This is a genomic window from Rufibacter sediminis (assembly GCF_014269285.1).
In the GTDB taxonomy this organism is placed as follows: domain Bacteria; phylum Bacteroidota; class Bacteroidia; order Cytophagales; family Hymenobacteraceae; genus Nibribacter; species Nibribacter sediminis.
In genome coordinates this window covers 12,281-32,724 of the sequence record NZ_JACOAF010000026.1, presented here as the reverse complement: position 1 = coordinate 32,724, position 20,444 = coordinate 12,281, and the positions used below count along the sequence as shown (strand labels likewise).

Sequence of the window (20,444 nt, the reverse complement as noted above, 5' to 3'; positions counted from 1 at the left end):
GGCATTTCTTCTAATCAGGAGTCTCTACTCCGTTACTGGATGAAGAGACGGAACTCAGCGCGACGGTTTCTAGCACGGCCGGCGTTGGTGGTGTTTGGTGCCACTGGACGCTCTTCGCCGAATCCTTCGGTGATGATACGGTCAGAAGCTACTCCTTTGGTGTTGGTCAAGTAAGACTTAGCGGCGTCTGCTCTGCGAACTGACAGCTCCTGGTTGTACTCGTTTGAACCAATGTGGTCAGCGTGGCCAGAGATACGCAGGTTGTAGTGCGGATACTTAGACAACATGGTTGACATTCTGTCCAGAGTTGGGTAAGAAGTTTTCTTCAGAACGGCTCTGTTGAATTCAAACTCAATCTTAGGAACGCGGGCCATGTAAGTGCTGTCAGCGGCATCTAAGCCTGGGCAACCCATGTTAGAAGCTGAACCAGCTACATCTGGGCAACGGTCAACGTCATCGTTTACACCGTCATTGTCACGGTCAAGTACCACTGGGCAACCGTTCGCATCAACGCGGGTACCGGCTGGAGTGTTAGGGCAAGTGTCGTTTTTGTCAGCAACACCGTCACCGTCTGCATCTGGACAGCCTCTGGTAGCTACTGGACCAGCTTGGTCTGGGCACTCATCTTCTGAGTCACGTACACCGTCGCCGTCTTTGTCAGGGCATCCTTCCAGGGCGGCAGTACCAGCCTCAGTAGGGCATTTGTCTTGGTAATCTGGAACACCGTCACCGTCACCGTCTAATGGGCAACCGTTTTTGTCTACCTGAACGCCCGCTGGGGTGTCAGGACATTTGTCACGACGATCAGAAACACCGTCACCGTCTGTGTCAGTGGCTTTTCCTAATCCGAAGGTGATACCAAACTGGTGTTGCAGATAACGGTCGTTCAACTCGTCCTCAGAGCGAGGGTTTGAAACACCGTCCAGCATGTTGGTGGTAGGGTAGTTGAGGGTAGTCTGGGCGAACAGGCTGATTCCGTCAGTAAGTTTGAAACCGATACCGGCACCACCGAAGTAGTTCATGCGCAGTTGGCCTTCGTCATACTTTTCTTGTCTCACGCCACCGGGTTGGCCAGCAGCAGGAACAGGCAGATACGCCTCTACGCTGGTGTAGTGCGCCCCGATACCTCCAATCAGGTACGGCTGCAGGAAGGCAGTCTCGCTCAGGATTTTGCCATTGTTCAGCTTAAGTTTCAAACCTAAGTTGGCAGTTCCTACTTCGTTGTCAAATCTGCCGGGTCCGTAACCTGTCACGTTGTACGTCACGGTTCCAGACTCCTGCTTCATGTTGAAGTAGTTTAACTGCAACGCCACGTCAAAGGAAGGGGAAAGATATCTGTTGATACCTAAACCTCCACCCCATGTAGAGTTACTCATGTCCCAGATATCATTTCTGATGTTGGTCCGGGCCTGAATAGCGTTAGCGTAGACCGACAAACCCCAAGGTCTGTCAGCCGACTGGGCTAATGTTTCTGATGGAGCAACCATAGACAGCAGCCACGCGCCGAGTACAGAAGCTTTAAGTACTGTTTTTTTCATAGTTTTTAGGAGTAGTAATATAGTAATCTGCACATATTTACAGGTTTTGCGGCAAAATGTTGCCTCTAATGAATAAAAAGAAATTCTAATATAAGTTAACCTTCAAAAGATCAGACGATTAATTTTTGTAAAAGTTCTTATAATTCTACTGTAGATGCGAAGTTTACCCGCCATTTTACTTCCTGCTACAACCCGTATTTAGCAGATTACAGAGATGGCAGTACAAAAAAAGGAGAGCTGTAGGCTCTCCTTCGTAAGTTAAAGTACTAGTAATCAACTAGACGTTGAATCTAAAGTGCATGATATCACCGTCTTGCACCACGTAATCTTTGCCTTCCAGAGACATTTTGCCGGCCTCTTTGATTTTAGCTTCGGTCTTGTACTCCACGTAATCCTTCAGCTTGATCACCTCGGCTCTGATGAAGCCTTTCTCGAAGTCGGTGTGGATGACTCCGGCGGCCTGCGGTGCTTTCCAGCCTTTCCGGATGGTCCAGGCGCGTACTTCCTTCACGCCGGCGGTGAAATAGGTCACCAGGTCCAGCAGGGCGTAGGAAGCTCTGATCAACTGGTTAAGGCCAGACTCAGTCAAACCATACTCGGCCAGGAACATTTCTTTTTCTTCGGCCTCAGAGAAATCCGCGATCTGGGCTTCGATGGCCGCTGAGATCACCACCACCTGCGCATTTTCGTCCTTCACGTGCTCTTTCAGAGCATCCAGGAACTTGTTCCCGGTCTGGATAGACTCTTCGTCCACGTTGGCCACGTAGATAACGGGCTTGATGGTGAGCAGCTGCAGGTCCTCTACGGCCTCAAGGTCCTCTGGGGTGTAGTCTAGGGAGCGGGCGTTCTTGCCGCTCACCAGATGGTCTTTGAAGCGCTGCAGGCTCGCGAACTCTTTTTTCGCCTTAGCGTCACCGGATTTGGCAGTCCGCTCCACCTTGGCTATTTTCTTGTCGATAGACTCCAGGTCTTTGATCTGCAGCTCGGTGTCGATCACGTCTTTGTCAAACACCGGGTCTACGCCGCCAGCCACGTGCACAATGTTTGGGTCGTCAAAGCAGCGCACCACGTGAATGATGGCGTCTACCTCCCTGATGTTGGCCAGGAACTTGTTTCCCAGCCCTTCGCCTTTGCTGGCGCCTTTCACCAGACCGGCAATGTCCACGAATTCCATCACGGTAGGCAATACCCGCTCCGGGTGCACCAATTCCTCTAGAATCTGCAACCGCTCATCGGGTACCGTGATCACCCCCACATTGGGCTCGATGGTACAGAACGGGTAATTAGCCGATTCGGCTTTGGCGTTTGACAAGGCATTGAACAGCGTAGATTTACCTACGTTTGGCAAACCCACTATTCCACAACGAAGTCCCATATTAATAAGGTTGGTCTATTTTCAGGTTGATGTTGGCTCCTCAGCCGGGGCGTAATCCCGTTTTAAGGCTGGTTTTTAGAAGCGGGTGCAAATATACGCAAACTTAGGGGACTACCTTGAAAATAGTAAACCCCTTCTCCTGAAGAGGTAAGCAGTAGGTTCTGCTGTGAACGGGAAGCAACAGAGTGGAGCCAGTTCAAGGCTAAGAAAGGAGGTGGCAAGCAAAAGAAGTGATCTGGAGATGATGCAATGCTGGTAGCCAATTCCTGTTTTAAGACTGCTTTTCGGAAAACACCCACAAAACAGGAAGCACCGTAAAGCGAGAAGAGGGATGCTCGCAGGAGCACCTATAAAACAATATATAAAAATCATGGAAAACAGAGAATTAGGAAATCAAGGCTTGACCGTATCGGCGTTGGGGTTGGGCTGCATGGGCATGTCTGACTTCTACGGCAACCGCGATGACCAGGAATCCATAGCCACCATCCACCACGCGCTGGATCTGGGCGTCACTTTCCTGGATACCGCCGACATGTACGGCGTTGGGGCCAACGAGGAACTGGTGGGCAAAGCCATCCGGGACCGGCGCGACCAGGTGATCCTGGCTACCAAATTCGGGAACGTGCGGGATGATAAAGGCAATTTCCTGGGCATCAACGGCACCCCGGAATATGTCAAAAAAGCCTGCGAGGCTAGCCTGAAGCGCCTGGGAGTAGATTATATTGATTTGTATTACCAGCACCGGGTAGACAAACAAACGCCCATTGAAGAGACGGTAGGGGCCATGGCCGAGCTGGTGAAAGAAGGCAAAGTGCGGTACCTGGGCCTGTCAGAAGCCTCGGCTGCTACGATAGCCAAAGCCCATAAGGTACACCCCATCAGTGCGCTGCAAACGGAGTACTCGCTCTGGAGCCGGGACGTGGAGGACGAGATCTTGCCCACCTGCCGCGAACTAGGCATCGGTTTTGTGCCGTACAGTCCGCTGGGGAGAGGTTTCCTGACTGGTCAGTTCAAAAAGCTGGAAGACATTCCCGAAGACGATTACCGGCGACACTCGCCGCGCTTTGAGGGCGAGAACTTCCAGAAGAACCTGGACCTGGTGAAAAAGATTGAGGAGATGGCCGGCAAGAAAGGGTGTTCCGCTTCGCAGTTAGCGCTGGCCTGGCTGTTGGCGCAGGGAGAAGACATCGCCCCCATTCCGGGAACCAAGCGCCGGAAGTACCTGGAGGAAAACGTGGGCGCTCTGCAAGTGTCCTTGTCTCAGGAGGAATTAGCCGAGATTGAGGAAATCGCCCCGAAAGGAGTGGCCGCCGGACAACGGTACGCCGCTCCGCAGATGGGCAGTCTGAATCTTTAACAGTTCACGCGTTAACAAAACCTTAAAAGCAGAAGAGGCCTGATTGGTCTGGAAGCTACGGCAGCCTTTGGGTTTTCCGGTGTAGAGCTGGAACAACCCAAAGGCTGTTCTTCTCCCGTTTCACATACTATAACATACTATAAGAAAGAAGTCACCTAATAATAAATATACTGCCCATGCCTGAAGGTCCTGAGATGGTTTTCCTGAAAGAACAAGCCGAGCAATTCGTTGGGCAGGTGGTGCTGGAGGTGAGCGGGAGAACCAAGCACATTCCGTTTGACAAAGTTCAAGGGCAGGAACTCACGCAGATCAAGACCTTCGGGAAAGAAATCCTTTTCTGCTTTCCGGGGTTTGCCCTGCGCGTTCACCTGATGTTTTTCGGAAAGTACGCCCTAAACGGAGAAGTGAACCGGCCTCTGGAACTCGGCCTCACCTTTGAAGACGGGTACCTCAACTTCTACGCCTGTGATGTTCGGTTTCTGCCCGAGCCCTGGGAAGGAAGGTATGACTGGTCCGCTGATGTCCTGAACGAAGCCTTCGATCCGAAGAAAGCGCTGGAGAAAATCAGGCGGCAGCTCGGGCAGCTCATCTGCGATGTGCTGCTGGACCAGCAGCTTCTGGCGGGCGTGGGAAACGGCATCAAGAATGAGGTGCTGTTCCGGGCGCGCCTTCACCCGGAAAGCCAGGTAGACCACATACCAGACGCCGTCCTGAAAAACCTGCTTCAGGAATGCGTGAGGCAAAGCTTCCGCTACCTGGACAGCCTCCGGACCGGAACCGTAAGGGAACACTGGTTGGTGTACCAGCAGAAGGAATGCCCCAGAGACAGAATCCCGCTACGGAAAGAGAAAATAGGGAAGGGGCAACGGTCTGGCTATTTCTGTGAGATGTGCCAACTCCTGTACCATCCGGCCACGCTGTAACGCAACCGGAAAGCGCAATTAGTAAAAAAATAAGAAACAACTCCAGGACTGAACGCCTGAAAAGGCGCAGATACTTGGCTCTGAAGAGGAGATCAGGCCAACGGAACAGGGCAGAGGTTATAGGGCCGTTTTAGGAAAACAACGGCAAAACGGAAAAGAGATAAAAAAAGCTCACGCGAGGCATGAGCTTGAGGAGAATTGCGGAGGGATTATTCCCACTTCAGTTCTTCATCCACAGCAGCTTCTGAGGGAGCATGTTCTAAACGCTCAAGTTCCGCCAGTGCCTCTTCAGACAATAACTCACCTTTTACATGGTTAACGGTATCCTGCAACGCTTCCATGAACTTGGCAAAGTCTTCTTTGTACAAGAAAATCTTGTGCTTCTCGTAAGAGTAGTTGTCGTCCTTGAATTTCCGCTTGCTCTCAGTGATTGTCAGATAATAATCATTGGAGCGGGTTGATTTCACATCAAAGAAATAGGTGCGCTTTCCTGCCCTTACTCTCTGCGAGTAGATTTCTGCTTTGTCGTTGTTCTCTTCCACCATAACTTGAAGGTTCCTTATTTATTTGAAGTAGCCAATTTAAAGCAACAGATTCACATCTAAAAATTTTTTATGATTAAATTTAATAGTTAAATTAGAATGTACTAATGTTTGTTCTGGACAAAAATACATGAGAATAAAACTATTCTTTCTTTTGATATGCCTTCTCCCAGGGGGTAGTTTTGCCCAAGTTGCACTTCAAAAAGGAAAAGCCACCTTCTACGCCAAAGCGCACAACGGCCATAGAACCACCAGCGGCGAACGGTACAACCCAGAGGAACTCACGGCCGCCCACGCCACGCTGCCCCTCCACTCGTATGTGCAGGTGCATAATCTGGAGAACGGACGCAGCGTTGTGGTACGGGTGAATGACCGCATGAGCCGCAAATCACGTTACATCATTGACGTATCCAAAAAAGCGGCTCAGAAACTGGGTATTGTGGGGGCGGGAATGGGCCAGGTGAAACTCATCCAAGTAGACAAGCAAACGGCCCTGTCTCTCCAGAAGGCGGCAAACAAAGAAACATGAGCAGAATAACCGTTGATTTAGACAATGTCCGGAATGTCCAGAACCTTGAGTTCCTGGCCAAACGGTTGGTGGAAGGGTTTATCACCGGTCTGCATAAGTCGCCGTACCACGGGTTCTCGGTGGAGTTCTCAGAGCATCGGCTGTATAATTCCGGCGAGAGTACCCGCCACATGGACTGGAAAGTCTTTGCGCGGACCGAGAAGCTGTTCGTGAAACGCTACGAAGAGGAAACCAACCTGCGCTGCCAACTGCTCCTGGATGTGTCGGGCTCCATGTATTACCCCACCAACAACTACGGGAAACTTTCCTACGCCGTGTTAAGCGCCGCCGCCCTGGCTACTTTGCTGCAAAAGCAGCGCGATGCCGTGGGCCTGACTACTTTCTCAGACCAGATTGAAATGCAGACGCCCATCAAATCAACGGGGGCGCACTTGCATACCATTCTGTTGGCGCTTCAACAGCAACTGCAGAAACCGGCTCCGCCGCAGAAAGAAACCCGCGTGGCCTCCATGTTGCACCACGTGGCCCAGCAGTTGCCCAAACGGTCTTTGGTAATTCTCTTCAGTGATTTACTCAGCCAATATGAGCAGCTGGACGAGATTTTCCTGGCCCTTCAGCACCTGCGCCACCAGCAGCACGAAGTTCTGTTGTTCCACCTCACCCATGCCGAGACGGAAGAAGAATTCAATTTCCCCGATAAGCCTTTCATGTTCCAGGGGCTGGAGAACGGCGAAAAGATCAAGGTACAACCCGCCGAGATCCGGGAAGAATATGTCAAAGCCATGAAGCAGTTCAAAAACGAACTCAAGCTGCGCTGCGGCCAGTATCGCATTGACCTGGTCTCCGTGGATCTGCGGGAGCCCATTGACAAAGTCTTGCAGGCCTATTTAGTCAAGCGGCAGAAAGTGCGGTAGCGTTTAGAGCCTGTTTTCAGGAAAGTACCCCTAAAACGCCTTTTCCGAAATCAGACTCAGAATTCAAGACTCAGAACTCTTCAAAGGTGCATTGTCCAGTGATTGCCAGAGGTACCGGCAAGCCAGCGTGCGGTTAGGTCGCCAAAGTTCTGAGAGGGCCAGCATTTTGACTTTGGCTGATTTATGCGGAGCATCCAGGCCGTACAGCCGGTTCATGGCGTTGTAAATTCCCAGATCATCCAGCGGCATGACATCCGGACGGTGCAGGGCGAACATCAGAATCATTTCGGCGGTCCAGCGACCAATTCCTTTGATGTGCACCAGGCGGGAGATGAGTTCCTCATCGGGTAGATGCGCCAGCTGCTCATCCTCCAGCTGACCGGCGGCCTTGTGCTCGGCGATGTTCTGGAGATAGCTGATTTTCTGGCGCGACAAACCCACCGCCCGCATCTCCTCCGGAGGCATGGAAAGTACTACCTTTGGATCGGGGTAGTTTTCGGGAAAAAGGGCCAGAAACCGGGCTTTGATAGTGGCCGCCGCCTTCACGGAGAGTTGCTGCGAAATCACCGAACTGAACAAAGCCTCGTAAATAGGTCTGGTCACCCGGGAGGCTACTATTCCTGGAGCCTGCTGTACCAACTGGTGCAGCACCGGGTCTGCGGCAAAAAGGAAGGCGTGGGCGTTCACCATAGGAGCGGAAGAAAGGAAATATTATTCGTATTTACTGAGCCAGCCGCCCCGAAGTTGGCCGAACCTCGTTTTACGCCTTAAAAACCAAAGATAACCCAAAACGAAGAGGAGGCGCTTTTACGTGCCCGAACGAAACAGAACCACATGAAAATCATAGAATGTCCCCGTGATGCCATGCAAGGCTTGCCCGAGTTTGTGCCCACGGAGTTAAAAGTGCGTTACCTGCAAGCACTGCTGGAAGTTGGGTTTGATTCCCTGGATTTCGGGTCGTTTGTGTCGCCCAAGGCCATTCCGCAGATGCAGGATACCGCCCAGGTGCTGGCCCAGCTGGACACCTCCGCCTCCCAGACAAAATTGCTGGCCATTGTCGCCAACGTGCGGGGAGCCGAGCAGGCCATGGCGTTTGACGTGATCCGGTACATCGGGTTTCCATTATCTTTATCAGAAGAGTTCCAGAAACGCAACACCAACAAAAGCATCGCCGAGGCCCTGCAAGAAGTAGCCCAGATGCAGGAACTCTGCCTGAAACACGGAAAGGAACTGGTGCTGTACCTGTCCATGGGGTTCGGGAACCCGTACGGCGAGCCGTGGGAACCCGCTCTGGCCGGGCAGATGACCCAGAAATTAGACGCTTTGGCCATCAAGACCATCTCCTTGTCAGACACCATCGGGGTTTCTACGCCCGCTACCATCCAGGCGCTTTTCTCAGAATTGATCCCGGCCTTTCCGCACATAGAATTTGGGGCGCACCTGCATACCAACCCCGCCACCTGGCGCGAGAAAGTGGCTGCGGCGTATGAAAGCGGCTCCCGCCGGATGGATGGCGCGCTGCTGGGTTACGGGGGGTGTCCCATGGCCAAAGATGAGCTGGTAGGCAACATGCCCACCGAGAAAATGCTCTCCTATTTACAGGAGAAAGGCGTACCTTTGAACCTGAACCAGGAGGCGCTTTCCAGGTCTCTGGCCCTGGCGTCCCACGTTTTCCATTCGCTTTAGACCCATGCCACAACCGGTAGTTGATATCTTCATTCCCTGTTTCATTGACCAGCTGTTTCCGCAGACGGCCTGGAACATGGTCAAGTTACTAGAGGCCCTGGACTGCAAAGTTCGGTACAACACCAACCAGACCTGCTGCGGCCAGCCCGCCTACAACGCCGGTTTCCAAAACGAGTGCCGCCAGGTAGCTGATAAGTTTCTGGAGGATTTTTCCTCGGAAGACAGCGACTACATTGTGGCCCCTTCGGCCTCCTGCGTGGGCATGATCCGGAACGCCTACTCCAACATCTTCATGACCTCTTCCAATTTTGTGAAGTACCGCACCATGGAGCGGAAGGTGCTGGAGTTGACCGAGTTTCTGACGGATGTGTTGCAGGTGAAGGAAATTCCCGGAGCCCGGCTGAACGCCAAAGTCACCTACCATGATTCCTGCAGTGCCCTGCGTGAGTGTGGCATCAAGGAAGGTCCGCGCAAACTGCTGGAGATGGTGGAAGGCCTGCAACTCACCGAGATGCGCGAAAGCGAGACCTGCTGCGGCTTTGGCGGTACCTTCGCCGCGAAATTCGAGTCCATTTCCGTGGCCATGGCCGAGCAGAAGGTGGAGAACGCCCTCAGCACGGGAGCCGAGTACATCGTCTCCACCGACACCAGCTGCCTCATGCACCTGGAGGCCTACAGCAAAAAGCAGAACAAGCCCATCAAAGTCCTGCACATCGCCGATGTCCTGACCAGTGGTTGGTAACTGAGGTTTGGCTTAATGATTGGTGAGAGGCTTTTCCTCCGTTTTGAAGCCATTTTAGTAAAACCAGGCTTAAAGCAGAAGGTAACTTCTACGCAATATGGTCACCTGAGGCAGCGAACCACCCCCAGCCCCTCCTTAGCCAAGGAGGGGAGCTTTTCGGCAGAACCTTATTTGCATCTTCGAAAAAAGACCATTAATTCTAAAACAAATAGCTGGTTTAAGTTTACAACTTGGACCTAAAATGAGCTGAAGTTTGAAACTTCAGTGAGCCGCGGGGCTCAAGATATGCGACATGCCAGTGCAGCAATGATATGCCTTTCCTAGGTACTAAACCATTGAAATAGAACGTATCAGACCAGCCTTACAAGAGGGAAGTTCTGCCTTAGATAAAAAATTCCCCTCCTCGGAGGGGCAAGGGGTGGGTCCAAACGCTTTAGATAATCGCAACCAACACAACAGAGTTGCTTCTAAAAGCTGATGCCCTTTTTGAGGCTCTTTTCTGGAAAAGAGCCTCAAAAAGGGCATCAGCTTTATTAAGAGATTCGCTACTTGACAGACTTCACGAACGACACCAACGCGGGCATCAGGGCAGGAGCCAGGGGAAGCGTGGGGTTGGAGTACGCGGCAATGTTGGCCGAACGGTCTGCGGAAGTTTCTTTGAGCACGTGGTTCATGCGGTCAATCTCCTCCAATTTAGCTTTAGGAGCCGCGGCGGCCAGCAACTGGATTTCCCGTCCACTCACCTGTAAATCTTCTTTCCCTTGCACCAACAGGACCGGAACGGTGAGTTTCCGGAGCTCCGCCTGCGGGTCATACTTAAACCACGAGATCAGGTATGGCTGGATGCTGGGCCGAAACAGGGAAGCCAACATAGGGTTGACTTCCGGAACGGCTTTGCCCTGCACCAACTGATCCAGGATGGGCAAGGCGGCATCGGCTACCATGGGAGGCTGGGCCAGCAACTGTTGTCGGATTACCTCATCGGCTGATTGTCCGGGACCGGCCAGCGAGATGAACCCATCGGCTTTCGCTTGCCGGACGGCCAGCATGCCTAGCAAAGAACCTTCGCTGTGGCCCAGCACAATGACTTTGCTGAAGCGCGGGTCTTTCTTCAGCTGCTGCACCCAGGCGGCTGCGTCCTGCGCGAAATGATCGAAGCGCATGTCAAACTCAGAACCGGCGGCGTCTTTGCTCTGGGCAATGCCGCGTTTGTCATACCGCACCGAGGCGATGCCTTGCGCGTACAGTTCCTCGGCCACCATTTTCAGGCTGTTGTTTTTCATGACCGGGTTGTTCCCGTCGCGGTCGGTGGGGCCAGAGCCGGAGATGAGCAGCACGACGGGTACTTTCCCTTTGGTGGCAGGCAGCAGGAGTGTGCCTTTTAGGGTGCCTTTTTCAGTCTTCAGTTCGGTGGCTTCACCCGAGGAAGGGGCGGGAGTTTGTGCCTGGGCAAAGTGCCCCAGCACCAAGAAAGCGAGTAGCAGCAGTCTGTTTTTCATCTGTTTTCTGAAAAAGGGCCTCAAAACAAAATTTAAGCGAGCAATGGAGCGGCAGCGGCTTTCACCCGCTGTACCAGGCTATCTGACGCGGGTGCCAGCGGCAAGCGCACAAACGGAGCGCAGATGCCTGCTTCCTGCAACGCCAGTTTAATGCCCACCGGATTGGCTTCCTCGTACATCAGCGGGTTAATTTTCCCGAAGGAGCGTTGCAAAGCGCCCGCCTCCTGAAAATTGCCTTCCAACGCCAGGCGGGTCATCCGGCTGAAACGCTCCGGAAACGCATTGGCCAGCACCGAGATAATGCCATCGCCGCCCACCGAGATCACCGGAACCGTGTGCATGTCATCGCCGCTGATCACCAGGAAACCCTCGGGCTTCTCGTCGATGAGCGCCATGTACTGCTCCATGTTGCCGCTGGCGTCCTTCGTCCCGATGATGTTGGGGTGCTGCGCCAGCCGCAGGGTAGTAGCCGCCGTCATGTTGATGCCCGTTCTGCCGGGTACGTTGTAGAGAATCACCGGCACCGGAGAAGCATCTGCGATGGCGGTGTAGTGCAGGTAAATTCCTTCCTGCGACGGTTTATTATAATAAGGGCATACCGAAAGAATGGCGTCAATGCCGGTGAAGTCCAGCTTCTTGATCTGCTCCAGCACGTAATTCGTGTCATTGCTGCCCAGGCCGTAGACCAGGGGTTTCCGGCCGGTGATCCGCTCTTTGGCGAAGGCCAGCAGTTGGGCGCGTTCCTCGGGAGAGGTGGTCACGGATTCACCCGTGGTGCCGTTCACCACCACGTAATCTACCCCGTTGTCCAGGTTGAAATCAATTAATCGGCCGAAGGCGTCAAAATCTACGGAAAGATCGGCTTGAAAAGGAGTTACCAAGGCCACACCTGTTCCTCTTAATGCTTGCATGTCTGTTGTTTTGTTGAGAGTATCTTGGCCAAAGATACAGATTTGCCTTCACAGTACAGACGGCCCACGAACGTTTGTTCTGTAATCTGCTGATCCTGTTTTCAGGTTATTTTTCAGAAAAGAGGCCGAAAACCCAACTGCCCGGAAAAAGGCAAATGCGTGGCTACAGGTTTTTACTTTCCACCCAGCGCATGAAGCCGTCCTTAAAACTGTCTCCGATGGGGATTTCCTGCTCCTTTATTTTGAGGCGACCCTTCTCAATACACTCAATGTGCGCCAACGAAACGATGTACGATCGGTGCACCCGCGCGAAGTCCTGTTCGGGCAGTTTCTCCATGATCTTGCTCATGGATAAGAGCGTGATAATCTTGCGGGTAGTAGTATGGAGTATCACGTAATCCTTCAGGCCTTCAATGAAGAGAATATCCTTTAAATTCACCCGGATGGTTTTGTAATCGGCCTTCACAAAGATGAAATCCTCGTTGTCTGAATGAGCCGTCGGCGGAGCCAGAACGGGTTGAGTGGCTTGCTGCAATTGGGCGCGCTCATAGACTTTGTTCACGGCCTTGAAGAACCGGTCAAACGGGATGGGCTTGAGCAGGTAATCCACGGCATCTAGGGTGAAACCATCTAGGGCGTACTGCGGGTAAGCGGTGGTGAAGATGATGGCGGGCCTATGCGAGAGCGACTGCGCAAACTGCACGCCCGTGATCTCGGGCATCTCAATGTCCAGGAACAGCAGGTCTACCGGCTGGCGCTGCAGAATGGACATGGCGTCCAGCGCGCTGGAGCAGGTCTGGATGAGCTTTAGAAACGGAATCTTGCTGATGTAGGAGCGCATGATGTCCAGCGCCAGCGGTTCATCATCAATAGCGAGACAAGACAGTTGCATCTGGTGAAGGTACGGGTTTGGAAAGGTTTGTCAAGGAAAGCTCGGCGATAAAATCCTGGTCCTGCTGCCGGGTGGAGAAGGAGAAGGCCTGGGGGTAAAGCAATTCCAGCCGCCGGCGCAGGTTCTGCAACCCAATGCCCCCGAAAGAGCCTTGCGGGCCGCTGCCCTTCAAGCGGTTCTTGGTGGTGAAGGTGAGGCTGCCGGGTTCAGAAGATAGCGTCACTTCCATGGGCGCCGTGGTGAGGCCGTGCTTGAACATGTTCTCCACCAAAGGCATCAGCAGCATGGGAGGAATTGAGATGCCGTTTATGGCCCCGTTTACCTGAAAGGTGAGCAAAGCAGGGTCGGTGAGGCGCAGGCGGTGCAGGTCCAGCAAATGCTCCAGATATTCCACCTCGCGCTCCAGCGCCACCACCGGCGTATTGGTTTCATACAGCTGGTACCGCAGCAGCAGCGACAGTTTCAGGATGGCGTCTGGGGTGGCAGGAGAGTTTTGATAAGCAAGTGAGTAAATGTTATTTAGCGTGTTGAATAGAAAGTGCGGGTTTACCTGGGCTTTCAGCAATTCCAGCTCGGTGCTGGTGTGCTGCAGTTCCAGTTCTTTACGCCGCCGCTCATTGCGCAGGTACTCCCCGGTCACTCTCAAGGACGAGCTCAGAAAGACATTCATCAGGCCCATCACCAGCAAGGGAATCATGACATTCTTAAGCTCCACCTGGTTGGGATGCTTTCTCAGGACTTCGGCAGCTTTGGGGCTGACACTCGCCTGCTTTTCTATTTGAAAGATTTCTATGGGGCTGCGGACCGCGGCGAAAAGGACCAGGCTCAGGAGCACCGCCAGGGCATAGCCCAGCACGTTGCCTTTGGCCAGAATCCGGAGCAGGATAAACCAATTGAGGTAGAAGAGCACCAGATGGAAGGCAAAGGTCTGCGCCACGTCCAGAGCCACCCAGCTGAGCGGCATTTCCGTTCTGTCAATGCCGAAGTGCACCCAGAGCGCCAGCGCCAGCAGGCCGAGCCACAGGAGAAGATGCAATAAAAGGGGAAGGTGTTTTTTCATCGTTTTCCGGAAAACCTGCCCAAAACTAACCATTCACGCGAGCAATAAACGCGGAATGGCCGGGATTTAGACCAAGCCGCCAAATGTATCGACGAACGGGTTAAGAGGAGGGAAAGCGGGGTTGGTCCGGATGAAATGGGCGTTGGTATAGTTTAGTTGCGGCAAGCGGATGGAACCTGTTCATTTGGGGCATCACTTCTCTACGGCTATGAAAGAACCCCTCATCAGTACGCACCAACTTACCTACCGCTACGGTCCGCGGGAGATTCTCCAAGGCTTGGACCTGCAAATTCCGCAGGGCTGCATCTATGGCTTTCTGGGACCTAACGGCGCGGGAAAGACCACAACCATCCGGTTGCTGCTGGGCTTACTAACTCCCACTTCCGGGAGCATCCGGCTGTTTGGGCGGGAGTTGCGGGAGCAGCGAATCCCCATTCTTCAGCGGGTGGGTGCCCTGATTGAAACGCCCAGTCTGTACCGGCACCTGTCCGGGCACGACAACCTGGAGGTGATGCGCCGGATGCTGGGGGTGGAGAAGAAGCGAATTGCCGAGGTGCTGCAGATTGTCCGGCTACAGCCAGACGCCCATCGGCCGGTGAAACACTACTCCCTGGGCATGTGCCAGCGGCTGGGCATTGCGTTGGCGCTGCTCTCAGACCCGGAGCTCCTGATCCTGGACGAGCCCACCAATGGCTTAGACCCCAGCGGCATCCGGGAAATGCGCGAACTCCTGAAAGACCTGAACCAGGAGCACGGCAAGACCATCTTCCTGTCCAGCCATTTACTCAGTGAAATAGAGAAAACCGTGTCGCACGTGGGCATTCTGCACCAGGGGCAGCTGGCATTTCAGGGAAGTGTGCAGGAGTTGCAGCAAGCGACTTTATCTGCTGCCTACGTTGAGGTGGAAGTAGATAATCCGCTGATGGCAAAAGAGATATTACTCACCAACGGCTATTCGGTGGAGAAGCTAGGGCAGAATGTGATACGGGTGACAGTACAGGACAAAGAAGAGGCGGCGGTTCTGAACCAGTGCCTGGTGTTGGGCGGCGTAGCTGTGTCAGGCCTTGCTTTTTCCACCCAAAGCCTGGAGGACGTGTTCCTTTCCTTAACCGATGCCGCGCCAATGAAGACCCAAACCTCAATCCCTGAACCTATCTCTTTCGCCTGATTTATGAGCACTTTTCACCTTTACCTCCGCCGCGGAGTTTCGGCGGAAGTTTTGAAACTGAAACACACCTGGGCCTTGTGGCTGTCTTTGCTGGCCCCGCTCTCCATTGTGAGCATGACGTTTCTGGTGTTCTTTTTCAAAGGGCACCTGTTTCTGAAACCGGGCAGTAATCCCTGGTTTACCTGGGCGATGAACAACATCTCACCCACAGCGCAGTTGCTGGTGCCTTTGTTTTTGGCGCTGCTCACGGCTCTGGTGAACGGCACCGAGCACCAGTCAGGCGGCTGGAAGCAGTTGTATGCGCTGCCGGTGCCCCGGTGGTCGGTGTTTCTGAATAAGTACCTGCTGTTGCTGGGGCTGGTGGTGCTGAGTTATGCCACCTTCTGGCTGGGGCTGTTGGTCGGTGGTTACCTGCTGGGCCTTGTGCGCCCCGGCCTGGGGTTTCAGGACTATCACCACGTGCAGGGCATCAGCCTGGGCACGTTCCGGGTGCTGGTGGGCTCGCTCTTCATCTTCACCCTGCAGTTCTGCTTGAGTTTCCAGTTCAGAAGCATCGCCCTGAGCATGGGTCTGGGAATCCTGTTCACCATGGCCTTTCTGATCGGGTCACGATGGGAGCACATCGGGTTCTATCCTTACAGCTGGCCTTACTTTTCAGCGGCAGTTTTTCAGGCTAAAAACGCGTCAGTATTCGTGCCCCAGATGTGGTACAGCCTGCTGGGGAGCCTGGTGCTGCTAGTCCTCGGGGTGTGGACATCTTCCCGAAAAGACATCCAGTAAATTTGGAAGTAATTTTGTAAAAACGTCTCGATAACAATTGATTATGAAAATATTATTTACCCTGATCCTTGGTGCGTTGCTGGGTTGGGCCTCGGCCTGTTTTGACCCGAAAGGGCAACTCGCTTTGGAGCGGCATCAGCACTTAGTGGAGCGGAATGACCTGTACCAGACGGCCGCCCAGGAGGTGGAGGAAAGCAAACCGGCCGCTTCAATTTTCTATGCCTGGCCTTGAGCACGCCCGGGTTAGCTCAAGGTGTAGAACGGCTCCTTCTCCTTGTCGTGCATCCTGATCTGACCCTGCAGCACCATGTACACCAGCAACCGCCGGGCTCGCTGTTTGGAGAGGTTGGCCAGGTGCATGAAATCCTTGAGGGTGAGTTTGCGGTATTTGCGGAGCAGTTCCAGGATACGTTCCTGCAGCTGGTCAACTTTCTCCTCTAACGTCTCGGTGGCGGGTTCCAACGTGAGCGATTTCTCCACCAGTTTACTTGTCTGCACGCTTTCGTCCTTCACCCGGATGTAGCTGCGCCAGTCGTCTTCTTTTACTTTGGCCAGGTGTGGTTTTGTGTCGCTTTCCGGGATGATGACCCGCAGCACGGTGCCTTCCTCCATGTCCACTTCCTCGTAGCGCACCTGCACCGGCGGCTCACATAACGTCTGGATGGCTTTGTCCAGCGAATACTTTTCCTCCTCTGGATCGGCCCCGCAGATGGAACCATCGTCCTGAACGCCCACTAGGATCTGTCCGCCGCGGGTATTGGCGAAGGAAACCAGGGTGCGGGCGATGCGAGCCGGATGGGTGATGGTTTTCTTGAACTCCAGCGTTTCGCCTTCTCCCTGAAGAATCAACAGAAGCATTTCCTGCCTGTGCATAGGACGTGCGTTTTAGGGGTACTTTGGTGAAAACAGCCTAAAAACCGGTTTGTTCGGCGCTGATGTCCCAGACCCGGCGGGCCACGTGCGCGTTGTTGGAATCGGCGGCGGAGTTGGCCTGCTTGCTGTTCTTAAAGTATTTTCCGCTGACGAGTTTAACGTAGGGCGAGGTAGCCAGATACACCGAGGTCGCGGCTCCTTTCGCGGGCGATTTCATGAAAAACCCGGCCAGCCGGAACAGGTGCCGGATAAAGAAATTGCTGTTGCTCCCAAAGTTACTGGCCACTACGCCCGGGTGCAGGCAATTGACCGTCAGATTGGTGAACTCGGTGCGGCGGGCCAGCTCGTAGGTGAAATGGATATTGGCTAGTTTAGAATCGGCGTAGGCCGTGATGGCGCTGTATTTCTGGGGCCGGCCGGCGTGGTCAAAATCGATCTGGCCCAACCGGTGCGCCTCAGAGGTCACGTTGATCACGCGGCCCTGCTCAGAAGTCAGCAAAGAGTCCATGAGCAGGTTAGTGAGCAGGAATGGAGCCAGGTGATTGGTGGCCCAGGCCAGCTCCCAGCCGTCTACGGTGGTTTCCTGATGGCCCGGGATCAGGCCCGCGTTGTTGATGAGCACGTCAATGACGGGGTACTTCGTTTTCAGCTCATCGGCAAGCCTTCTTACTTCCTCCATAGAGGACAGATCGGCGAGGTGCAGTTCCAGCTGGGCATCGGGTACGTGCTTTTGGATATCGGTGATGGCCTGGCGGCCTTTCTCGTTGCTGCGGCACACCATCACCACCTGGTTGCCTTCTTTGGCCAATGCCTCTGCGGTTGCTTTTCCAATGCCCGAGCTGGCGCCCGTTACCACCATCACCTTCACGTCTTTGTCCTTTATCATGTCTTGTATCACACCAGTTCTCCCGGCTAAGCTGCACTACGCAAAAACCGGGCATTTCGCTGTCTTCAAGGCAATGTTTGCCTGAAACAAAAAATGCGGCCCTGGTCAAGGGCCGCATTTCATTTTATTGCAGAAAGATCAAGCTTAGAAAGGAAGATCGTTGTCCATGTCATCGCTGATGAAAGACGAGCTGGATTTCACCGGCTGCTGGGCAGCGTAGGGGTTGCCAGATGCCTGTGGCTGAGCCGCGTTGCCGGCGTGCTCTACTCTCCAGGCCTGCAGGTTGGTGAAGTACATGGTGGTGCCGTTCTTGGTGAAGGGTTTCCCGCTCAGGTTGAAAGCAACCTTCACTTCATCGCCTGTTTTGTAGTTGTCAAGAATACCGCACTTGTCTTGGGTAAGCTGAAACTTGGCGTATTGCGTATAAGAGCCGTCTGGGATTTCCAAAACGAATTCACGTTTACGGAATTTGTCGCTCACTTGGGTTTCGTCAAAGATCTCGTGCAATCTTCCTTGTACATCAAATGACATAGGTGATATATTTAATAGATTAGTAAAGTAAACTCTACAAATATACAAAGAATAGAGGGTTAAGATTCCCCCAGCCAGACTTAAATTTATCAACCAACCGGGCCCGTTTTTCACCTGTGTGAAGGCCTGCTTGAAGGGGTTGAATTTAAGTGGCTCGGGAAGAAGCCCGTAGAAAAAACAGGTAAAGTATGGAGAATCAGCATCGTTTTGCCCTGGCCCTGCACGGGGGCGCCGGAACTATCACCCGCACTTCTTTAACCACAGAAATGGACCGGGAGTACCGCCAGGCGCTGCAGCAGGCGCTGGCCACCGGGTTCCAGATTCTGCGCCAGGGCGGAACGGCCCTGGCGGCTGTAGAAGCCACGGTGGTGTCACTGGAAGACTGCCCCTTGTTTAATGCAGGAAGGGGATCGGTGTTCAATAAGCGGGGGCGGCATGAGATGGACGCGGCTATCATGTGCGGAAAGACGCTGGGTGCCGGCGCGGTGACCGGCGTCCGGAACGTACGCAACCCCATTCTGCTGGCCAGCCAGGTTTTGCACCACTCAGACCACGTATTTCTGGCCCAGCCCGGCGCCGAGGAGTTTGCCCGCAACCACGGCATCACGTTTGAACCGGATGAGTATTTCTACACGCCGCAGCGCTACGAGCAGTGGCAGGCCCTGCGTGATTCTGATGTCTACATGCTGGACCACTCAGAAACCCAGGAGAAGAAGTTTGGCACAGTAGGGGCGGTGGCGGTAGACCTGCAGGGGAACTTGGCGGCGGCCACCTCCACGGGCGGCATGACCAACAAGAACTTCAACCGCATCGGGGATTCGCCCATTATTGGTGCGGGCACCTACGCCAACAACCGCACCTGCGCCATTTCATGCACCGGCCACGGCGAGTTTTTCATGCGCCACGTGGTGGCCTATGATATTTCGTGCCTCATGGAGTACAAAGGACTTTCCCTTACTGAAGCGGCAGATCTGGTGGTGAACAAAAAGCTGAAGGAGCAAGGCGGCGAAGGCGGGTTGATTGCCGTGGATGCCACCGGCCAGGTAGCCCTGCCGTTTAACTCAGAAGGCATGTACCGCGGCAGCTGGGTGCAGGGGCAGGAACCGGTAGTCGCTATTTACCAGGAGTAGGGCTGTTTTGGGGCTGATTTCAGAAAATCGGCCCTGAAACGTCTTTTCGACTATTCAATCACGGGGAGTTTCTCGCCCACGCAGAATTTCCGTTCCCGGATGTCATAGTAGTTTCCGAAGGCCAGCACGTGCAGCTTGAAGTTCTCGATGGAAAGCGGCGTGCCCGGTGGTGCGTACGGCGTGTTGTTGTGTTTGATGTGGTGCCCGTCTACCACAATGACTAGGTTAGAGCCGATGGTTTCAATGAAATTTCCCCTGGTGATCATCACCCCGGTATCCTCGCCCAAACCGATTCCTATTTTGAAAGGGTGCGTGGCCACGGCTTCCATCAATCGTCCGAAACGGCCGCGTTTTACGAAATGGGAGTCAAAGATGACGTTTTCCTGAAAAGCCAGTCCGCGGTCCAGTTTCACGGAGCCTTTGAGCAGCGAATGCTGGCTGCTGCCGCCTTTGATCATGATGTCAGACATGGCCATGGCGCCCGCGCTGGTGCCGGCAATCACAAAGCCTTCCTCGTGGTGGTAGCGGTCCAGCAGGATCTGGTGAAACGCCGTGCCGGAGAATATCCGGAATAGGCGGGACTGGTCGCCGCCGGTGAACATGACGCCGCTGGCTTGCTTCAGGCGTTCCAGGTACTCGGGTTTCAGGGCATCGGCCTCTTCCCGGATATCCATGATACTAACCTGCTTGCAGCCCAGCACCTCAAACGCGTGCAGGTACAAAGCGCCCAGTTCCTCGGGAATCATGGAAGCCGTGGTGATGACTTCCACGCGGGCCTGGCTGCCGCCCATGGCGTCAATGATGCGCCGGAGAATGCCTAGTTCAAAGAAATTCAAGTGAAACTGCTTTTTAACCCGCGGGAAAGTGCCTTTGTCTTCGTTTCCGCCCACGGCGATGAGAATGCCCTTGGGGGCCAGCTCAAGTTTGGTCATGTATGCTACTGGTTTACTGGTAAGCTTCTTCCTGTGCTTATACGGCGCAAAAGCTCATTACGGGGCAAGAAGTTGTAGATTGATAAAATACGCATTTTCTGCGGTTTTCTCCTGACCTACTCCGTAACGCACTCGTATAGAAGAAATACCCTTGATTTTCAACTAAATAACCATCG

The 20,444-nt window shown here is 53.7% G+C and carries 22 protein-coding genes; 10 read left to right on the top strand and 12 right to left on the bottom strand.

The features are described 5' to 3' along the window. Window positions 1-32 precede the first annotated feature (32 nt). Both H7U12_RS22880 and ychF read right to left on the bottom strand, forming a co-directional pair. On the bottom strand, window positions 33-1,538 hold the full coding sequence (locus H7U12_RS22880) for an OmpA family protein (protein WP_186637447.1): 1,506 nt from the start codon (window positions 1,536-1,538) through the stop codon (window positions 33-35). 277 nt (window positions 1,539-1,815) lie between these two features. Continuing rightward, window positions 1,816-2,913: a redox-regulated ATPase YchF gene (gene ychF / locus H7U12_RS11050; protein ID WP_186637444.1), complete on the bottom strand. Its 1,098-nt coding sequence runs from the start codon at window positions 2,911-2,913 to the stop codon at window positions 1,816-1,818. A 370-nt stretch (window positions 2,914-3,283) separates the two neighbouring features. On the opposite strand from ychF, the gene H7U12_RS11045 reads away from it, so the two are divergent. Next, the gene (locus H7U12_RS11045) at window positions 3,284-4,270 is read left to right on the top strand and encodes an aldo/keto reductase (protein WP_186637441.1); all 987 of its coding nucleotides are present in this window, start codon (window positions 3,284-3,286) and stop codon (window positions 4,268-4,270) included. 176 nt (window positions 4,271-4,446) lie between these two features. Beyond that, entirely contained in the window at window positions 4,447-5,193 is a 747-nt protein-coding gene (locus H7U12_RS11040) for a DNA-formamidopyrimidine glycosylase family protein (protein WP_186637439.1), read from the top strand. Between the two features lie 209 nt (window positions 5,194-5,402). Here the strand turns inward: H7U12_RS11040 and H7U12_RS11035 are convergent, their stop codons facing one another. After that, on the bottom strand, window positions 5,403-5,735 hold the full coding sequence (locus tag H7U12_RS11035) for a DUF3276 family protein (protein WP_123125958.1): 333 nt from the start codon (window positions 5,733-5,735) through the stop codon (window positions 5,403-5,405). A 130-nt stretch (window positions 5,736-5,865) separates the two neighbouring features. Here H7U12_RS11035 and H7U12_RS11030 point away from each other — a divergent pair, with 130 nt between their 5' ends. Together H7U12_RS11030 and H7U12_RS11025 are read left to right on the top strand one after the other, a co-directional pair. Beyond that, complete coding sequence (locus H7U12_RS11030) at window positions 5,866-6,264, top strand: septal ring lytic transglycosylase RlpA family protein (protein WP_186637436.1); 399 nt, start codon at window positions 5,866-5,868, stop codon at window positions 6,262-6,264. Then, on the top strand, window positions 6,261-7,178 hold the full coding sequence (locus H7U12_RS11025) for a DUF58 domain-containing protein (protein WP_186637419.1): 918 nt from the start codon (window positions 6,261-6,263) through the stop codon (window positions 7,176-7,178). Before H7U12_RS11030 ends, H7U12_RS11025 begins: the two co-directional genes overlap by 4 nt. A 63-nt stretch (window positions 7,179-7,241) precedes the next feature. Here H7U12_RS11025 and H7U12_RS11020 read toward each other — a convergent pair whose 3' ends face one another. Further along, complete coding sequence (locus H7U12_RS11020; protein WP_186637416.1) at window positions 7,242-7,868, bottom strand: DNA-3-methyladenine glycosylase family protein; 627 nt, start codon at window positions 7,866-7,868, stop codon at window positions 7,242-7,244. A 144-nt stretch (window positions 7,869-8,012) separates the two neighbouring features. Between H7U12_RS11020 and H7U12_RS11015 the strand changes: the two genes are divergently transcribed. Continuing rightward, window positions 8,013-8,864: a hydroxymethylglutaryl-CoA lyase gene (locus H7U12_RS11015; protein WP_186637413.1), complete on the top strand. Its 852-nt coding sequence runs from the start codon at window positions 8,013-8,015 to the stop codon at window positions 8,862-8,864. 4 nt (window positions 8,865-8,868) lie between these two features. Then, window positions 8,869-9,606 carry a (Fe-S)-binding protein gene (locus H7U12_RS11010; protein WP_186637410.1) on the top strand — a complete coding sequence of 246 codons (738 nt, stop codon included), beginning with the start codon at window positions 8,869-8,871 and terminating at the stop codon, window positions 9,604-9,606. A gap of 545 nt (window positions 9,607-10,151) precedes the next feature. On the opposite strand, the gene H7U12_RS11005 is transcribed toward H7U12_RS11010, so the two are convergent. From H7U12_RS11005 to H7U12_RS10990, 4 genes are all read right to left on the bottom strand, one after another. Continuing rightward, a complete protein-coding gene (locus tag H7U12_RS11005) occupies window positions 10,152-11,105 on the bottom strand; it encodes an alpha/beta hydrolase (RefSeq protein WP_186637407.1) in 954 nt (317 codons plus the stop codon). A 32-nt stretch (window positions 11,106-11,137) separates the two neighbouring features. Then, window positions 11,138-12,016: a 4-hydroxy-tetrahydrodipicolinate synthase gene (dapA, locus tag H7U12_RS11000; protein WP_186637404.1), complete on the bottom strand. Its 879-nt coding sequence runs from the start codon at window positions 12,014-12,016 to the stop codon at window positions 11,138-11,140. Window positions 12,017-12,179: 163 nt separating this feature from the next. Next, a complete protein-coding gene (locus H7U12_RS10995) occupies window positions 12,180-12,908 on the bottom strand; it encodes a LytR/AlgR family response regulator transcription factor (protein WP_186637400.1) in 729 nt (242 codons plus the stop codon). Then, entirely contained in the window at window positions 12,883-13,968 is a 1,086-nt protein-coding gene (locus H7U12_RS10990; RefSeq protein ID WP_186637397.1) for a sensor histidine kinase, read from the bottom strand. Before H7U12_RS10990 ends, H7U12_RS10995 begins: the two co-directional genes overlap by 26 nt. A 208-nt stretch (window positions 13,969-14,176) precedes the next feature. On the opposite strand from H7U12_RS10990, the gene H7U12_RS10985 reads away from it, so the two are divergent. The 3 genes from H7U12_RS10985 to H7U12_RS10975 are packed head-to-tail and all read left to right on the top strand — an operon-like array spanning window position 14,177 to window position 16,148. Further along, window positions 14,177-15,136, top strand: a complete 960-nt coding sequence (locus H7U12_RS10985) for an ABC transporter ATP-binding protein (protein WP_186637395.1) — start codon at window positions 14,177-14,179, stop codon at window positions 15,134-15,136. A gap of 3 nt (window positions 15,137-15,139) precedes the next feature. After that, entirely contained in the window at window positions 15,140-15,916 is a 777-nt protein-coding gene (locus H7U12_RS10980; protein ID WP_186637394.1) for an ABC transporter permease, read from the top strand. Window positions 15,917-15,959: 43 nt separating this feature from the next. Beyond that, complete coding sequence (locus tag H7U12_RS10975) at window positions 15,960-16,148, top strand: hypothetical protein (RefSeq protein WP_186637388.1); 189 nt, start codon at window positions 15,960-15,962, stop codon at window positions 16,146-16,148. Window positions 16,149-16,159: 11 nt separating this feature from the next. On the opposite strand, the gene H7U12_RS10970 is transcribed toward H7U12_RS10975, so the two are convergent. The 3 genes from H7U12_RS10970 to H7U12_RS10960 form a co-directional block, all read right to left on the bottom strand. Next, window positions 16,160-16,789: an RNA-binding domain-containing protein gene (locus H7U12_RS10970; protein ID WP_186637385.1), complete on the bottom strand. Its 630-nt coding sequence runs from the start codon at window positions 16,787-16,789 to the stop codon at window positions 16,160-16,162. A 37-nt stretch (window positions 16,790-16,826) separates the two neighbouring features. Next, window positions 16,827-17,675, bottom strand: a complete 849-nt coding sequence (locus H7U12_RS10965; protein ID WP_186637382.1) for an SDR family oxidoreductase — start codon at window positions 17,673-17,675, stop codon at window positions 16,827-16,829. A gap of 144 nt (window positions 17,676-17,819) precedes the next feature. Next, window positions 17,820-18,206, bottom strand: a complete 387-nt coding sequence (locus H7U12_RS10960; protein ID WP_123125709.1) for a DUF3127 domain-containing protein — start codon at window positions 18,204-18,206, stop codon at window positions 17,820-17,822. Between the two features lie 188 nt (window positions 18,207-18,394). On the opposite strand from H7U12_RS10960, the gene H7U12_RS10955 reads away from it, so the two are divergent. Next, a complete protein-coding gene (locus H7U12_RS10955) occupies window positions 18,395-19,336 on the top strand; it encodes an isoaspartyl peptidase/L-asparaginase family protein (protein ID WP_186637378.1) in 942 nt (313 codons plus the stop codon). 50 nt (window positions 19,337-19,386) lie between these two features. Here H7U12_RS10955 and H7U12_RS10950 read toward each other — a convergent pair whose 3' ends face one another. Next, on the bottom strand, window positions 19,387-20,268 hold the full coding sequence (locus tag H7U12_RS10950) for a cyanophycinase (protein WP_186637376.1): 882 nt from the start codon (window positions 20,266-20,268) through the stop codon (window positions 19,387-19,389). Window positions 20,269-20,444: the final 176 nt, after the last annotated feature.

Excerpts from the sequence above, each read along its gene's own strand:
- H7U12_RS22880 (WP_186637447.1), bottom strand. The coding sequence starts at position 1,538 with ATGAAAAAAACAGTACTTAAAGCTTCTGTACTCGGCGCGTGGCTGCTG.
- ychF (WP_186637444.1), bottom strand. The coding sequence starts at position 2,913 with ATGGGACTTCGTTGTGGAATAGTGGGTTTGCCAAACGTAGGTAAATCT.
- H7U12_RS11045 (WP_186637441.1), top strand. The coding sequence starts at position 3,284 with ATGGAAAACAGAGAATTAGGAAATCAAGGCTTGACCGTATCGGCGTTG.
- H7U12_RS11040 (WP_186637439.1), top strand. The coding sequence starts at position 4,447 with ATGCCTGAAGGTCCTGAGATGGTTTTCCTGAAAGAACAAGCCGAGCAA.
- H7U12_RS11030 (WP_186637436.1), top strand. The coding sequence starts at position 5,866 with ATGAGAATAAAACTATTCTTTCTTTTGATATGCCTTCTCCCAGGGGGT.
- H7U12_RS11025 (WP_186637419.1), top strand. The coding sequence starts at position 6,261 with ATGAGCAGAATAACCGTTGATTTAGACAATGTCCGGAATGTCCAGAAC.
- H7U12_RS11020 (WP_186637416.1), bottom strand. The coding sequence starts at position 7,868 with ATGGTGAACGCCCACGCCTTCCTTTTTGCCGCAGACCCGGTGCTGCAC.
- H7U12_RS11015 (WP_186637413.1), top strand. The coding sequence starts at position 8,013 with ATGAAAATCATAGAATGTCCCCGTGATGCCATGCAAGGCTTGCCCGAG.
- H7U12_RS11010 (WP_186637410.1), top strand. The coding sequence starts at position 8,869 with ATGCCACAACCGGTAGTTGATATCTTCATTCCCTGTTTCATTGACCAG.
- H7U12_RS11005 (WP_186637407.1), bottom strand. The coding sequence starts at position 11,105 with ATGAAAAACAGACTGCTGCTACTCGCTTTCTTGGTGCTGGGGCACTTT.
- dapA (WP_186637404.1), bottom strand. The coding sequence starts at position 12,016 with ATGCAAGCATTAAGAGGAACAGGTGTGGCCTTGGTAACTCCTTTTCAA.
- H7U12_RS10995 (WP_186637400.1), bottom strand. The coding sequence starts at position 12,908 with ATGCAACTGTCTTGTCTCGCTATTGATGATGAACCGCTGGCGCTGGAC.
- H7U12_RS10990 (WP_186637397.1), bottom strand. The coding sequence starts at position 13,968 with ATGAAAAAACACCTTCCCCTTTTATTGCATCTTCTCCTGTGGCTCGGC.
- H7U12_RS10985 (WP_186637395.1), top strand. The coding sequence starts at position 14,177 with ATGAAAGAACCCCTCATCAGTACGCACCAACTTACCTACCGCTACGGT.
- H7U12_RS10980 (WP_186637394.1), top strand. The coding sequence starts at position 15,140 with ATGAGCACTTTTCACCTTTACCTCCGCCGCGGAGTTTCGGCGGAAGTT.
- H7U12_RS10975 (WP_186637388.1), top strand. The coding sequence starts at position 15,960 with ATGAAAATATTATTTACCCTGATCCTTGGTGCGTTGCTGGGTTGGGCC.
- H7U12_RS10970 (WP_186637385.1), bottom strand. The coding sequence starts at position 16,789 with ATGCACAGGCAGGAAATGCTTCTGTTGATTCTTCAGGGAGAAGGCGAA.
- H7U12_RS10965 (WP_186637382.1), bottom strand. The coding sequence starts at position 17,675 with ATGATAAAGGACAAAGACGTGAAGGTGATGGTGGTAACGGGCGCCAGC.
- H7U12_RS10960 (WP_123125709.1), bottom strand. The coding sequence starts at position 18,206 with ATGTCATTTGATGTACAAGGAAGATTGCACGAGATCTTTGACGAAACC.
- H7U12_RS10955 (WP_186637378.1), top strand. The coding sequence starts at position 18,395 with ATGGAGAATCAGCATCGTTTTGCCCTGGCCCTGCACGGGGGCGCCGGA.
- H7U12_RS10950 (WP_186637376.1), bottom strand. The coding sequence starts at position 20,268 with ATGACCAAACTTGAGCTGGCCCCCAAGGGCATTCTCATCGCCGTGGGC.